Raw genomic sequence first — 15,281 nt, forward strand, 5'->3', positions numbered from 1 at the left:
ACGGGGCCTCGGGTGAGGTGCGCTTGGCCAATATGGGCAAGCAGATCGAGGCGTTCGAGTTCGCGGATGGCACGGTGCTGGATCATGACGACTTTGTGTTTGTCTGAGGTTCTTGATCTACATGGATGATCGTTTCATTGCGCCCGGCCCTGCCGAGCTTCGTGCGGCTCGCCGTGCCTCGCGTGGCCTCTATTGGTTCGTAGGTCTTTTCAGTGTGCTGGTGAACCTGTTGATGCTGACAGGTCCGCTCTACATGCTTCAGATTTATGACCGGGTTTTGGGAAGCCGATCCGTAGAAACGCTGGTGGCACTGACTGGGCTGGTTGCGTTTCTGTATGGGATGATGGGGCTTCTCGACTATGCCCGGGGACGGGTGATGGGCCGGGTTGGTGCGCGATTTCAGGCACGACTTGACCGGCGTGTGTTCGATGCGGTGATCCGCAAATCAGCAATCCAGCCTGATGAACGCTCCGCCACGGGTCTGAGCGACCTAGAGGCGGTGCAACGATTGATTACATCGCCTGTTCTCATGGCGATCTTTGACCTTCCTTGGACTCCAATCTTTCTGGCGGGGATATGGATCTTTCATCCATGGCTTGGCACGCTGGCTTTGGTGGGGGGGAGCATCCTGATTCTAGTGGCAGTTTTCAATCAGCTGGTAACGCGCGGCCCGGTAAACAAGGCCACTGCCGCCTCGGTGCGCTCTGAGTCCATGGCGGCGCAGATCCGATCCGAAGCGGAGCCTATCCAGGCGATGGGAATGCGCGACGCCGCCTTTGATCGCTGGCAAAGGATGCGGGGCGAGACGCTCGCACAGCAGATACGGTCTGCCGATATTGGAGGAACGTTTTCGGTCACCACCAAAACCTTTCGTTTGTTCCTGCAATCGGCAATGCTTGCCGTGGGGGCCTATCTCGTTCTGAGGAATGAACTGTCACCGGGGGCGATGATCGCAGGGTCGATCCTGTTGGGTCGTGCGCTCGCCCCAGTCGAGCTGGCCGTAGGGCAATGGGCTTTGGTCCAGCGGGCCATGAAGGGTTGGACCAATCTGGGAGAGCTTCTCGCGCAGGTGCCTCCTGAACATTCACGTACCGATCTTCCCAAACCGAAGGCCCGACTAGAGCTCGATCGGGTGACCATCGTCCCTCCGGGAGAGAACCAACCTGCCTTACGGAGCATCAATTTTTCTGTCGCGCCAGGCGAAGCGATTGGCGTGATCGGCGTATCAGGATCAGGCAAATCGACGCTCGCGAAGGCGATCACCGGTGTCTGGAGACCCGCTGCCGGTGAAGTGCGGCTGGACGGGGCCGCATTGGATCAATACGCGCCGAGCATCCTAGGACAACATGTCGGCTATCTACCTCAGAGGATACAGCTTTTTGACGGGACCATCGCGGAGAATATCGCCAAGCTCGCCGACACCCCCGATTCAGTACAGGTGGTCGCGGCGGCCCAGCGTGCCGATGCGCATGACATGATTCTCAAACTTCCGAAAGGATATGACACCGCGGTCACGGCTTCAGGAGGGCGGCTGTCTGGTGGGCAGATTCAACGCATTGGGCTTGCTAGAGCGATGTTCGGGGATCCGGTCATACTTGTGCTGGATGAGCCGAACTCCAATCTCGACAATGAAGGCAGTGAGGCCGTCAACCGAGCCATCCGCGGTTTTAAGGAAGCCGGGAAATCCGTGCTCATCATGGCGCATCGTCCTGCTGCGATTCAGGAATGCGACAAGCTATTGATGCTCGAGCAAGGCTTGGTGCGCGCCTTTGGGCCCAAAGACGAAGTCCTTCGTGAGGTGGTCAGGAACAGCACTCAGATCGTTCAGAATACTGGAAAGGCCGGTATACAGTGAGCAATAATCTGGAGACTCATCACAGCTGGCCTGCGCGCCGTCCGTTATTCATTGGAGTGTTTGCCACCACTTTGCTCTTGGGCGGGTTTGGGTCTTGGGCCGTCCTGACCAATATCGCGGGTGCCGTCATTGCCAATGGCCAGATCGAAGTCGACCAAAATCGCCAAGTGGTTCAGCATCCCGATGGCGGCGTCGTCGCCGAGATCCTTGTAGATGAGGGTACGGTTGTCGAAGTTGGGGATGTGCTCATACGGTTAGATGCGACGCAGCTTACGTCCCAACTCACCATCACCGAGAACCAGCTTGCCGAGTTCATGGCCCGTCGCGGGCGGTTGGAGGCAGAACGCGATGGTCGGAGCGAGATCACCTTCGACCCGATGCTTTTGTCGGTTGCGACGAGTGCCAATAGCGCACAAGCGATGATGGATGGGCAGATTAGGCTGCATGCAGCTCGGGCGGAAACCATAGCGCAGGAAAGCGAACAGCTGGAAAAGCGCCGTCAGCAAACGCAGGATCAGATCGGGGGCATCGTGGCCCAGCGAAGGGCCCTCGCGCGACAGATTGAGCTCATTGGCGAAGAGCTTACTGCGCAGCAGTCCCTTTTTGATAAGGGTTTGGCGCAGTCCTCGCGCATCTTGGCGCTGCAACGAGAGGAAGCCCGGCTTAGCGGCACCTTGGGCGAGCTGGATGCCTCCAAGGCACAGGCGGAGGGGCGGATAACCGAGATCAATATCGAGTTGCTCCGATTGACCTCAGCGCGGCGGGAGGAAGCCATCACCACGCTGCGTGATCTACAATTTCGCGAATTGGAAATGCACGAACAACGTTTGGCACTTTCGGAGCAATTGAGCCGTCTGGATATTCTCGCGCCCGTTCCCGGCATCGTGCATGGGCTCACTGTCTTTGCCCCTCGCTCAGTGTTGAGGCCGGCGGATCCTGTGCTCTTTATCGTTCCGCAGGATCGACCCTTGGTCATTGCCGCGCAGGTTGATCCGCTTCACCGCGATCAAGTCTTTGTGGGGCAAGAGGTTTCGTTGCGTTTCTCGGCCCTCGATCAACGAGAGACCCCCGAGTTGGTTGGTCAAGTGGCCCAGATCTCCGCGGACGCTTTTGAGGACGAGGCAACCCGGCTCGCCTATTATCGGGCGGAGATCACTCTCAGTGATGAAGAACGCGCGCGGTTGCCGGAAGATGTGAAGCTGGTTCCGGGGATGCCTGTGGAGGCCTTTATCAGGACCTCGGACCGCACCCCAATCTACTATTTGACGAAGCCGCTGGTTGATTACTTCACGAAGGCCTTTCGGGAGTGAAATGCCACGTCGGTAACACGTCGGTATTGCGGCGGCAGAACGACGGTGGGGGAAATGGCGTTGTGGGAGGGGGGCGCCGGCGAGAGCACGTGTAACACAATGGGCCGCGTCGGATAGCTTTTGAATGTTTATAGTGTGACCCTACATTCGGCATCGGCCCGGGCCTGAAGTGCCTTATGCTACCGAGGTTTTCAGCAGGTTGCATTCTGAGGGCATCAGGAATTTTCGGCCGTTTGATGACATCCCTGCCAAGGATGGTCGGCGCATGTTGGCGGGTTATGCGCTCGGTCTTCAGGGCCGTCCCGTGTTTCTGAAGAGCAAGAATGACAGCACATCAGAATTTGCCTTCTTTATTCTTGCCGCGAAGTGGAGTTGCGCGACGCTCAAGAGCTTTGACGGACGCGGCAGGAAGTGAAGGCTGGCTCATTTCCTGAGGCGGGGATTGGGGCATCTAGCTGGTTAACTCTCTCATTGGGTTCTGCGGTTTCCATTGATTGCAGGGGGCGAAGATCGGCGGCGCGGAGCCGTCTCGGAGGGCGCGCTATTTTTCATGTGGATTTTGTATCCATTATCCGATAATGAGGGATCATCGCCGCTCAGCCCCCCGAGGCTTGAGGGCGGGTTGCCACAGACATATCCGGGGTCGGCTCGCCGCAAGAGACGTCCCCGCGCGCGCCAGATTGAAAGGACGCCCGATGACGAAAACAGTTTTCTCCGGCACGATGCCGGCGCTGATGACCCCCTGCACCGCGGATCGCAAACCCGATTTCGACGCGCTGGTCCGCAAGGGCCAGGAGATGATCGACGCGGGCATGTCGGCGGTGGTCTATTGCGGGTCGATGGGGGATTGGCCGCTGTTGACCGATGCCGAGCGCATGGAAGGGGTCGAGCGGCTGGTGGCGGCGGGGCTGCCGGTGGTCGTTGGCACCGGGGCGATCAATTCGGCCTCGGCCGTGGCCCATGCGGCGCATGCCCAGAAGGTCGGGGCGGTGGGTCTCATGGTGATCCCGCGGGTGCTGTCGCGCGGCGCGTCCATCGCGGCGCAGCGTCACCATTTCAAAGCCATTCTCGAGGCCGCGCCGGACGTGCCCGCGATCATCTACAACAGCCCCTATTACGGGTTTGCCACGCGCGCCGATCTGTTCTTTGCGCTGCGGGCCGAGCATCCGAACCTCATCGGCTTCAAGGAGTTCGGCGGGGCGGCGGATCTGCGCTATGCGGCGGAAAACATCACCTCGCAGGATGACAAGGTGACGCTCATGGTGGGGGTCGATACGCAGGTGTTCCACGGGTTCGTCAATTGCGGCGCGACCGGGTCGATCACCGGCATCGGCACGGCGCTGCCCAAGGAGGCGCTCTTGTTGGCGGCGCTGTCGCAGGAGGCGGCGAAGGGCTCGGCCGAGGCGCGGGCGCGGGCGCTCGAGCTCACCGAGGCGATCGAGGTTCTGTCGAGCTTTGATGAGGGGCCGGATCTGGTGCTCTATTACAAGCATCTTCTGGTGCTGAATGGCGAAGAGGAATACCGGCTGCATTTCAACGAGACAGATGCGCTCAGCCCGTCGCAGCAGAAATATTGCGAGGCGCAATATGCGCTGTTCCGCAGCTGGTTTGCCGATTGGCGCAAACAGGGCGGCGTGATCGAGAGCTGTCTCGCGCAGCTGGGCGCGTAAGGCGGGCCCGGCGGTCGGCCCGCAAGACACAATTCCATGGAAACCAGCCCTTTGCGCCCCCCAAGCTTGTTTTTGGGGGGCGCGACTGCTTTTATGCCCCTCGTGCCCAGTAAATGACCGTAGTCAAACTCTAACGCCATTTCACACTTGGGAAGATTCATGAAAACGTTGATAGGAATTGCGGCCCTTCTGGGGTCCACAGCCGTATTTGGTCACGACGCGCAGGCGCAGACAGTGGAAGACCCGCTGTTTCAAGGGCGTGCCCTCACTTTCAGTGCCGGGATCTATGCCCCGTTCAACACATTGGGCGGCACGCTCACCACGCCGAATGGCGGCGGGGCGCGGGTGCAATCCACCGGTGCGCTCGATTTTGGCGCGGGGGCACGGATCGACGTGACCTATAGCGAGCTCTGGTCGGGCAATTCGCGGATCGTCTTTAACTTTGCCATGTCGCAGGCGGCGGGCGAGGAGAACATCACCATCGCCGGGGCAGGCCAGACCTTTCCGGGCAGCTATGATGATGGCTTTCTGCTGCCGGCGGGCTTTCGCTACAACACGACCTTGAAGACCGAGACCGAGATGCTCTCGATCGGGCGGGAATGGGATGTGGGCGGCGGGTGGCGCGTCAATGCCGGGCTCAAGGCCGGGCAGGCCTCGCAGGATTTCACGATCCTCTCTTATAACCCTGCCGGTGCGCTTTCCCGAACATTGCAGACCACCTCGGAGAACAAGATGTACGGGGTGTTCGGCGGGGTCGGTCATTTCCGCCCGATCAGCAAGACCACCTGGCTTCGCCTCTCTGGCACGGTCGGGGTCATGTATAACAGCTTTGACTATGCCTATACCAACACGAATGTGGGCGTGGGCGTGGATCAATCCGTGACAGGTTCGAGCGATGGCGCTGTGGTCTCGACGCAGGTTTCGGCCAGCGTGGAACGCCAGTTGCCGGGGCTTGGGGTCGTGTCCTTTGAGGTGGGCTATGACGGGCTGCACGGGGTTGGCAATGGGGCCGATACGTTCCTCGATGTGGCGGGAACGGCCACGACGGCGCATATCGACAGGGACAGTATCGGCGCGGGCTATATCAGCCTGGGCTATACCTACCTGTTCTGAGCGCCTCTGGGCCCGAAGGTGCGATTGACGGGTTTTCCTGAGGCCGTCCCTGCCGCATGATCCGGCAGGGACAGAGGGAGAGCCGGAATGCGTAGCAGCAAGATCATCCATGTGATTTCAGCCCATGCCGAGGGCGAGGTTGGCGATGTCATCGTCGGTGGGGTGGCGCCGCCGCCGGGCGCGACGCTCTGGGATCAGCGGCGGCATGTGGCCGAGGATGGGGTGTTGCGGAACTTCATGCTCAACGAGCCGCGTGGTGGGGTGTTTCGCCATGTCAATCTGCTCGTCCCGCCGAAGCATCCGGAGGCGGATGCGGCGTTTATCATCATGGAGCCTGAGGACACGCCGCCGATGTCGGGGTCAAATTCGATCTGCGTCTCGACCGTGTTGCTCGATGCAGGGCTCCTGCCGATGCAGGAACCCGAGACGCATCTGACGCTCGAGGCGCCGGGGGGATTGGTGCGGGTGCGGGCCGAATGTCGGGATGGCAAGGCGGAGCGCATCCATATCCGCAACCTGCCCTGTTTTGCCGATCGGCTCGACGTGGCCCTAGAGGTCGAGGGCTATGGGACGCTGCGGGTCGATACGGCCTATGGCGGCGACAGTTTCGTGATGGTGGATGCGGCGGCGCTTGGGTTCTCGCTCGATCCGTCGGAGGCCAAGGCGCTGGCCCAGCTTGGCGTGGCGATCACCGATGCGGCCAATGCGCAGATCGGGTTTCGTCATCCTGAGCAGCCGGAATGGGATCATATCTCGTTCTGTGCCTTCTGTGGCCCGTTGGAGGCGATGGCGGACGGGCTGCGCAGCCGTCAGGCGGTGGCCATTCAGCCCGGCAAGATCGACCGGTCGCCCACCGGGACGGCGGTGTCGGCGCGGCTCGCCGTGATGGCGGCGCGGGGGCAGATCGGGCCGGGCGCGCGCTTTGAGGCGCTGTCGATCATCGGCTCGCAATTCGAGGGCCGGATTGTGGGCGAGACGCAGGTTGGCGACCGCGCGGCGGTGATCCCGGAGATCAGCGGCCGGGGTTGGATCACCGGGACGCATCAGCACATGCTCGACCCCGGCGACCCCTGGCCCGAGGGCTATCGGCTGCGCGATACGTGGGGGGCGTGAGGGCGCGCGTTTGGCGGCGGGCGGCGGAGGCTTGGTTTTCGGGGCGGGTTATTTTAATGTATCCAAAATGCGCCATGACCGGAGACGCCCCTTGCCCAGCAAACGCCCCATCCCGAGACAGAGTCTGCCCGACGCCATCGCCAATGACATACGCGAGCGTATCCTCAACGGTGAGCTGGTCGAAGGCGAGGTGATCCGGCAGGAGGCGTTGGCCGATGAATATGACGTGTCGCGGATGCCGATACGCGAGGCGCTCAAGCGGCTGGATGCCGAGGGGCTGGTGCAGTTCACCACCAATCGCGGGGCCTCGGTGACCAAGCATTCGCTGCGCGAGATCGGCGAGATTTTCGACCTGCGCATCCTGCTTGAGGTCGATCTGTTCCGGCGGGCGATCCCGCTCATGGGGCCCAAGGATTTTGCCGCTTGCGAGGCGGTGCTCGACCGGATGGAACAGGCCTATGATGCGGAAGACATTGGGAAATGGGGCGCTCTCAACTTCGAGTATCACTCGGCACTTTATGCGGCGGCGGGGCGCGGGCTCACCCATGAGCTGTTGCAGCGGGTGAACCTGCAGTCGGATCGTTACGTGCGGATGCATCTGAGCGCGACGCCCGAGCGGGGGCCGATCAAGCAGGAGCATCGCGACCTTCTCAACCTCGCCCGGGAGGGCAAGATCGACGAGGCCTGTGCGACGCTTGCGCATCATATCGCGCGGCCCAAGGGGCATCTTCTGGAACTGGTGGCGGCGCAGCGGGCGAGCGAGGCGGGCTAGGCCCCTGCCCGTGCGGATGGCCCGCGAAGCGCGGGTGGGGCTTTGGCTTGCGTTCATATTTTGGATACATTATCCACTAAACATGACCCTGACGCAGCCCACAGAATCGAGGCCGAAATGACTTTTCAACCGCATGGCAAACATCTCATCGACGGCGCATGGCAGGCCGATTCCGAACAGGTGCCATCGGACCCTGTGGTCGGCCCGGCGCACCCGGTGTCGGTCGGCACGGCCGCGCATGTGGCGCGCGCCTGTGAGGCGGCAGAGGCGGCGTTCTGGAGCTATGGCTATAGCAGCCGGGCGCAGCGGGCGGCGTTTCTGCGCCGCATCGCCGAAGAGATCGACGCGCGTGGTGCCGAGATCACCGAGATCGGCACCCGCGAGACCGGCCTGCCGGGGGCGCGGCTCGAGGGGGAGCGGGGGCGGACCTGTGGCCAGCTGCGGCTCTTTGCCGATCACATCGAGGCGGGCGGCTATCTCGACCGGCGGCATGATGCGGCGCTGCCCGAGCGGGCGCCGCTGCCGCGCCCCGATCTGCGGATGATCCAGCGCCCCATCGGGCCGGTGGCGGTGTTTGGCGCGTCGAATTTTCCGCTCGCCTTTTCCACGGCAGGCGGTGACACGGCGGCGGCGCTGGCGGCGGGCTGTCCGGTGGTGGTCAAGGGGCATGGCGCCCATCCCGGCACTGGCGAAATCGTGGCCGAGGCGATCCTTGCGGCGATCCGCGCCTGTGACATGCCGACAGGGGTGTTTTCGATGGTTCAGGGCGGCACCCGCGAGGTGGGTCAGGCGCTGGTGCAGCATCCGCTGATCAAGGCCGTGGGGTTCACCGGGTCGTTGGCCGGCGGGCGGGCGCTCTTTGATCTTTGTGCCGCGCGGTCCGAGCCCATTCCGTTCTTTGGCGAGCTTGGCTCGGTCAATCCGATGTTCCTTCTGCCCGAGGCGGTCGCGGCGCGCGGCGCAGAGATCGGCGCGGGCTGGGCCGGGTCGCTCAGCATGGGGGCGGGGCAGTTCTGCACCAACCCCGGTATCGCGGTGGTGGAGAAGGGCGCGGCGGGCGACGCATTTGTCGCGGCGGCGCGGGCGGCGCTGGCCGAAGTCGCGCCGCAGGTCATGCTGACCGAAGGGATTGCCGCCGCGTACCGCGCGGGCAGCGCGCGGATGGCGCAGGTGCCCGGGGTTGAGACGCTGTTGCACGGCGAGGCCGGATCACGCGAGGCGGCGGCGCAGCTTTTCGAGACGGATGCGGCGAGTTACCTCGCCTCGGAGGTGCTGTCGGAAGAGGTGTTCGGGCCTCTGGGGCTTGTCCTGCGGGTGGCGGATGCCGAGGAGATGGCCAAGGTGGCGCAGAGCCTTGCGGGGCAGTTGACCGTGACGCTGCAGATGGATGCGGGCGATGCGGCGGCGGCGCGGGCGTTGTTGCCGATCCTTGAGCGCAAGGCGGGACGGGTTCTGGTCAACGGCTTTCCGACCGGGGTCGAGGTCTGTGACGCGATGGTGCATGGCGGCCCCTACCCCGCCTCGACCAATTTCGGCGCCACCTCAGTTGGCACGCTGGCGATCCGGCGGTTCCTGCGCCCGGTCTGCTATCAGAACCTGCCCGAGGAGATCCTGCCCGAGGATCTCTGATCGCGCGGGGTTCCGCGTCAGCGCCCCGGAAGCGCCCTAAAATCACCGGGATTGGCCTTCAGATTTGCTGGTGAAACAGCGACATGAGGGACCGATGGGCGATTTTCAGGATGTGTTCGGCGCCGGCGCGGATGTCGAGGCGGTGATCGACGGGATCGTCGCCCAAGAGCTGCGCGCGGCGCGGGACGAGGCCGCCGCGCGGGCGGCTGAGCCGGTGCGGCTCTGGTTTGCGACGCTCTATGAGGCGGAGCGCTGGGCCGAGGCGCGACCCGAGGTCAATTACCTGCGGCGGCCGCATCTTAGCGGTTATGAGATGATCGTGCCGGGCGAGCAGTTCAGCCGCGCGCCCGAGGCGTTTTACGACACCGGGGCCGAGGTCGCGCTGGCGCGTTTGCCGGAGGAGCTGCGGGCCGAGGGGGGCCGGATGCGCGGCGATCTGCGGCTTGCCGAGGGGGCCGATAACCATGCGGGGGCGTTGCTGCGCGATCTCTGTGCGCAGCTGCCGCTGGGCCGGGCGCGGCAGTTTCCGCTGCGGCTGACGCTGGGCGAGCTTTGCGTGACGATGGATGGCTGGAATGACCGGGCCGAGGCGGAAGATGCGCCGAGCCCGGCGTTTTACCATCTTGTCGATCCGCGCCAAGGGACGGTGACCATTCTGGCCAAGGATCACACGGCGCTTGTCGCGCTTGTGACGCCGGAGGGGGAGCTGCGGCTCGAGCCTTGGGTGTTTGAGGCGGGGCCTCGGGGCATCGAGGCCGAGGCCTGTCATGGTGATCATGATGAGGCGGTTTATGACGGAAGCTGCGCGATTTGTCGGGTGTTTCATGGGGCGTCGGAGTCCCGCGTGCCCGAGCGGCTGGCGCTGCATCTGGCGGCGGAGAGCCGCTATTGGGCCGAGACGCTGGAGCCTTATACCCGCAAGCTTGGGGCGGAATGCCTGCCTGCGGCGCTGGTTCGGTTGGAGTTTACCCAAGACGCGGCGACGCGGGCGCGGATCAGGGGTGACAGCATCGTGGCGGCCCATGCCATGTGCGCGAAACAGGGGTTTTCCGAGGGCTACCGCGTGACGCCCTGTGTCGTGCCGCGCGGGGCGGGGCAGTTTGCGCCGCCGCAGATGCGGCTACGGGCCGGGAGCTATTGGTGTTTCGAGACCTCCGACGCGGCTGCGCCAAAGCGGAAGGGGGCGTTTTCGATCGCGACACGCAGGCCTGCCGAGGCGGGGCATGGGGCGGAGAGCGAGGCGGATTGGTCCGAGGGCGCGGTGTTCACAGCAGAGCTGTTGCAAGCGGCGGTGTCGGTGCGGGCGGCCCCCTGTCCGGGGCGGCAAAGCCTCATCGAGGCGCGGGACCTGGCAGCGGTGTGTGATCCGGCGCGGCTTGGCCCTCAGGGGCGGGCGCGGGCCGAGGCGGCGAGGGCGCGGTTGCAGACGGTCTATGTGCATCCGAAGCTGGGCAAGGGGCTGCCCAATCTGTTGGACCGGTAAGGCCTGGCCGTTCCGGGCGGGGCTCAGGCTTCTTTCAGCTCGTATTCCAGCGCCTTTTCCACCGCGCCGCGCGGCTTGGTGAAGCGGGCGAGGAGATCGTAGAGCACCGGCGTCACGAAGAGCATCAGGAAGGATGAGAGCGCCAGACCGGCGATGATCACCGTGCCGATGGCGTTGCGGCTCTCGGCGCCGGCGCCGGTGGCGAGAAAGAGCGGCAGCGCGCCGAGGATGGTCGACAGCACCGTCATCAGGATCGGGCGCAGGCGCAGCACGGCGGCGAGGATCACGGCGTCGCGCACGGAGCGGCCTTCGTCGCGGAGCTGATTGGCAAACTCGACAATGAGAATGCCGTTCTTGGCCACCAATCCTATCAAGAGAATGATGCCGATCTGGCTATAGACATTGAGCGACAGCCCGCCCAGCGCCATGGCATAGATCGCGCCGGCGACGCCTGCCGGGACGGTCAGCAGGATGATCAGCGGGTGCATGAAGCTCTCGAACTGGGCAGCGAGCACCAGAAAGACGATCAGGAGCGCGAGGGCAAAGACCGCGTTGGCCCCGGCGGCGGTGTCCTTGAAGGTGCGCGACTGGCCCTCGAAGCCGAGCTTGCCCTCGGCGGGGATGATCTCGGCGGCGAGGGCTTCGATCTCGTCCAGCACGGTGCCGAGATCGGCATCGGGGGCGAGCGCGCCGGAGAGCTGGATCGAGGGCAGCCGGTCGAAGCGGCGCAGCGACGGCGCGGCGGCGTTTTCGCGCACCGAGATCAGCGCGCCGAGCGAGACGAGGGTTTCGCCATCTTCCGAGCGGATGTGGATGTTTTCGAGATCGGTGGCATAGCGGCGGTCGGCGTCGCGGGCCTGAATGATCACCGGGTATTCGCGGCCCCGGCTGATGAAGGTGGTGGCCTGCCGCGAGGCGAGCATCGCCTGTGTGGTGGAGGCGATGGTTTCGATGGAAATGCCAAGGTCGTCGGCGCGGGCGCGGTCGATCTGGACGTCGAGCTGCGGCATGTTCTGTTCGAAATTGATCTCGGGATTAACCAGCCCGTCAATCGCTTCGGCGCGCTCGAGCAGGGCGAGGGACCAGGCCTTGACGCTGTCGAAATCCGGGCCGCTGACCACGACGCGCACGGGGGTCGAGTTGCCGCGCAGCCCGAGGCCCGCCGGGGTGACGGGGAAGCCGCGGGCGCGGGTGACATGGCCCATCTTGGGGGCGATGGCCTGGGCCACTTCGGCGGCGGTCATGTCGCGTTCGTCCCAGGGCACGAGGCGGAAGACCACGAAGGAGCGCCAGGCCCGGTTGCCCCAGCCGGAGAAGGTAAAGACCGTGGCGATCACGCCTTCGTCGCGCAGGGGTTTCAGGAGGGCTTCGACCTCTTGGGCGGCGGCGTCGGAATATTCGACGGTGCTGCCCTGCGGAGCAGTGAGCGGCACAAAGCCCACGCCGCGATCTTCGCGCGGGGCAAGCTCGCGTGGCAGGGCGTCATAGAAGAAGGCCGCGCCGCCGGTCACCGCCACGGCGCAGAGCACCACCACGAGCGGCATAGCCACCGCGCGATGGAGAAGCGCGGCATAGGCGCGCTGCACCCTTCCATTGGGGGTGTCGGGGTCTTGGGGGGCGGTGCCGCGCCCCTTGCGCAGGACTTTGGAGGCGAGCGCCGGGCAGGCGGTGAGGGCGACAAAAGTCGAGATGGCGACGGTGCCCGCCATGACCCAACCAAATTCGATGAAGAGGCGGCCCACCTGCCCCGGCATGAAGGAGAGCGGCACGAAGACCGCGATCAGCGTGACAGAGGTGGCGAGCACGGCGAAGGTCACCTGCCGCGCGCCCTTGATCGAGGCGACGAGCGGGCTCTCGCCATTCTCGATGCGGCGCTGGATGTTCTCGAGCACCACGATGGCGTCATCCACCACGAGGCCGATGGCCAGAAGCAGCGCCAGCAGGGTCAGCGTGTTGAGCGAAAAACCCCAGGCGCCGATCAGCATGAAAGAGCCTACCAGCGACACCGGGATGGTGATCGCGGGGATGAGCGTGGCGCGGAAGCTGCGCAGGAAGAGCAGGATGACCAGCACCACGAGGCCGAGCGAGATGACCAGCGCGTTCACCACTTCGCGGATCGAGGCCCCGACAAAGAGCGCGTCATCCGAGCCCACGAGGATTTCCATTCCTTCGGGCAGGGTCGGGCGGATCTTGTCGATCTCGGCGCGGACGGCCTGGGAAATCTGCAGCGTGTTCGATTGGCTCTGGCGTTGCACGGCGATGCCGACCGCGTCGCGGCCATCGCTGCGGGCGATGGTGGAATCATCGGCGACGCCGGGTTCGATCCGGGCGATATCGCCGAGGCGGACCGGGTAGCCCGCGATCCGGTCGAGCACCACATCGCGGAAGTCGTCGATGCTCTGCAGGCGGCTGTTGAGCCGGACGCTCAGCTGGCGGTCCTGCGAGGTCACTTCGCCAGCGGGCAGTTCGACATTGTTGCGGCGCAGGGCGTTTTGAACGTCGGCCACGGTAAGCTTGCGCGCGGCCATGGCGCGGCGGTCGAGCCAGATGCGCACCGCAAAGGAGCGTTCGCCATAGATCCGCAGGCTCGCCACCCCGTCGAGCGTGGCGAGGCGGTCGGCAATGAACCGGTCGAGATAATCGGTGATCTCGGCGGTGGTCATGCGGTCCGAGACCACGGCGAGGCGCATCACCGGATCGGCGTCGGCATCGCTTTTCTCGACCTCGGGCGCGTCGGCCTCTTCGGGCAGGTCATCGCGGATGCGGCCCACCGCATCGCGCACGTCATTGGCCGCGACATCGACATCGCGCCCGGCCTCGAATTCGATGGTGACGCGGGACTGGCCCTGACGGCTCTCGGAGCTGATCGAGCGGATGCCAGAGATCGAGGCGACCGCGCCTTCGACGGTTTCGGTGATGTCGGTGTCGATCACCTCGGAGGTGGCGCCGAGATAGCTCGTCGTGACGGTGACCACGGCGTTGTCGACATCGGGCAATTCGCGGATCGCGATGCCGCCGAGCGCGCTCAGCCCGAAGACGATCAGCAGAAGGTTGGCGACCGTGGCAAGCACCGGGCGGCGCACGGAGATGTCAGACAATGTCACGATTTGATCTCGTCACTGTCCGAGGCGAGCCCGGAGAGGTTGATGATATCCACGTCAGAGCCGTCGCGGACCCGGTGCAGCCCGCGCGTCACGACCTGATCGCCGGGTTCGAGCCCGTCGCGGATCGAGATCATCCCGTTGCGGCGGGGGCCGGTTTTGACGGTGACGCGCTGCGCCTTGCCGTCGACCACGGCGAAGACATAGGTTTCGGCGGCCTGAAAGACGATGGCCTCTTCCGGCACCACGGTTTCATCGGATTGCGAGAGCACGAGTTCCAGCGACATGAACATGCCGGCGGGCAGCGTGTCGCCCGGGTTTGGGACCACGGCGCGGGTGCGGAAGGCGCGGCTCACCGGGTCGATGCGGCTGTCGACCTCGCTGATCGTGCCGATGAACTCCTGATCGGGGAAGGCGACGCTGGTGGCGGTGATCTTCATGCCGGTCTTGATCCGGGAGAAAAGCGTTTCGGGGATCGAGAACTCGATCTCGACCTCGGAGAGATCATCGAGCCGGGTGATGAAGGTGCCAGCGCTGACGCGGGCGCCCTGGTCCACCTCGGCGAGGCCCAGAGTGCCGGCAAAAGGCGCGAGGATGGTGCGTTCGGCGAGGCGCTGTTCGGCGCGGTCGACCTGGGCGCGGGCCTCGGCGAGGCGGGCGACGGCCTCTTCGCGGGCGGCCTCGGAGACGGCGTTGGATTGGCGCAGCTGGGTGAGGCGGGTCAGCACCCGGTCGCGTTCGAGAAACCGCGCCTGTGCCTCGGCGAGATCGGCGCGGGCGATGACATCGTCGAGCCGGATCAGCACGGTGCCCTCTTCGACGCGGTCGCCGGGGGCGATGGCCATGGCCTCGATCCGGCCGTCGGCCTCGGGGACGATGTCGACCGATTGCCGGGCCCGCGTGGTGCCCACCGCCTCGACCGTTTCGCGCATGGTTTCCACCGTGGCGCTGGCGACCTCGACCTGTGCCGGACCAGACGACCGCCGACCCGCCTGCCCTGCCCCGTCCTCGGGCGCGATATAGCGCCGGTGGGTTTCATAACCTGCAAAGGCCAGCAGACCGAGAAGGGCGAGCAAGAGGATCTGTTTCCAGATGGGCATCGGTTCGGGGTTCCGTCGTTAAATCGTGATCGGGCGCATGCGCTTGAATAGCATAAAATAGCCATGGCAGTGTAGCAGCATCACCCTGCCCGGTATACAAGCCAGAGCCCCGGCCCACGGAATTGTGTGTGCCGA

Annotated in this window: 11 protein-coding genes; 9 read left to right on the top strand and 2 right to left on the bottom strand. The window is 64.5% G+C overall.

Annotated features, from left to right (window positions below; all coding sequences use genetic code 11):
• Positions 1–121: 121 nt before the first annotated feature.
• The 9 genes from WA237_RS16235 (at position 122) to WA237_RS16275 (ending at position 10,945) form a co-directional block, all read left to right on the top strand.
• Complete coding sequence (locus WA237_RS16235) at positions 122–1,855, top strand: type I secretion system permease/ATPase (RefSeq protein WP_336098885.1); 1,734 nt, start codon at positions 122–124, stop codon at positions 1,853–1,855.
• Positions 1,852–3,165, top strand: a complete 1,314-nt coding sequence (locus WA237_RS16240; RefSeq protein ID WP_336098888.1) for an HlyD family type I secretion periplasmic adaptor subunit — start codon at positions 1,852–1,854, stop codon at positions 3,163–3,165. The genes WA237_RS16235 and WA237_RS16240 overlap by 4 nt, the downstream gene beginning before the upstream one ends.
• A 265-nt stretch (positions 3,166–3,430) precedes the next feature.
• Entirely contained in the window at positions 3,431–3,580 is a 150-nt protein-coding gene (locus tag WA237_RS16245) for a hypothetical protein (RefSeq protein ID WP_336098889.1), read from the top strand.
• Positions 3,581–3,860: 280 nt separating this feature from the next.
• On the top strand, positions 3,861–4,835 hold the full coding sequence (locus WA237_RS16250; protein ID WP_040617963.1) for a dihydrodipicolinate synthase family protein: 975 nt from the start codon (positions 3,861–3,863) through the stop codon (positions 4,833–4,835).
• Between the two features lie 234 nt (positions 4,836–5,069).
• Positions 5,070–5,948 carry a hypothetical protein gene (locus tag WA237_RS16255; RefSeq protein ID WP_336098891.1) on the top strand — a complete coding sequence of 293 codons (879 nt, stop codon included), beginning with the start codon at positions 5,070–5,072 and terminating at the stop codon, positions 5,946–5,948.
• Between the two features lie 87 nt (positions 5,949–6,035).
• On the top strand, positions 6,036–7,061 hold the full coding sequence (locus tag WA237_RS16260) for a trans-3-hydroxy-L-proline dehydratase (RefSeq protein WP_336098893.1): 1,026 nt from the start codon (positions 6,036–6,038) through the stop codon (positions 7,059–7,061).
• A gap of 91 nt (positions 7,062–7,152) precedes the next feature.
• Positions 7,153–7,833: a GntR family transcriptional regulator gene (locus tag WA237_RS16265; protein WP_216016087.1), complete on the top strand. Its 681-nt coding sequence runs from the start codon at positions 7,153–7,155 to the stop codon at positions 7,831–7,833.
• A 117-nt stretch (positions 7,834–7,950) separates the two neighbouring features.
• Positions 7,951–9,462, top strand: coding sequence for an aldehyde dehydrogenase (NADP(+)) (locus tag WA237_RS16270; protein WP_336098896.1), 1,512 nt, complete (start codon positions 7,951–7,953; stop codon positions 9,460–9,462).
• 94 nt (positions 9,463–9,556) lie between these two features.
• Complete coding sequence (locus WA237_RS16275) at positions 9,557–10,945, top strand: hypothetical protein (RefSeq protein ID WP_336098897.1); 1,389 nt, start codon at positions 9,557–9,559, stop codon at positions 10,943–10,945.
• A 23-nt stretch (positions 10,946–10,968) separates the two neighbouring features.
• On the opposite strand, the gene WA237_RS16280 is transcribed toward WA237_RS16275, so the two are convergent.
• Positions 10,969–14,049: an efflux RND transporter permease subunit gene (locus WA237_RS16280; protein ID WP_336098899.1), complete on the bottom strand. Its 3,081-nt coding sequence runs from the start codon at positions 14,047–14,049 to the stop codon at positions 10,969–10,971.
• A complete protein-coding gene (locus tag WA237_RS16285) occupies positions 14,046–15,146 on the bottom strand; it encodes an efflux RND transporter periplasmic adaptor subunit (protein WP_336098900.1) in 1,101 nt (366 codons plus the stop codon). The genes WA237_RS16280 and WA237_RS16285 overlap by 4 nt, the downstream gene beginning before the upstream one ends.
• Positions 15,147–15,281 lie beyond the last annotated feature (135 nt).

The sequence above is a fragment of the Roseovarius sp. CH_XMU1461 genome, assembly GCF_037027165.1.
Classification (GTDB): Bacteria; Pseudomonadota; Alphaproteobacteria; order Rhodobacterales; family Rhodobacteraceae; genus Roseovarius; species Roseovarius nubinhibens.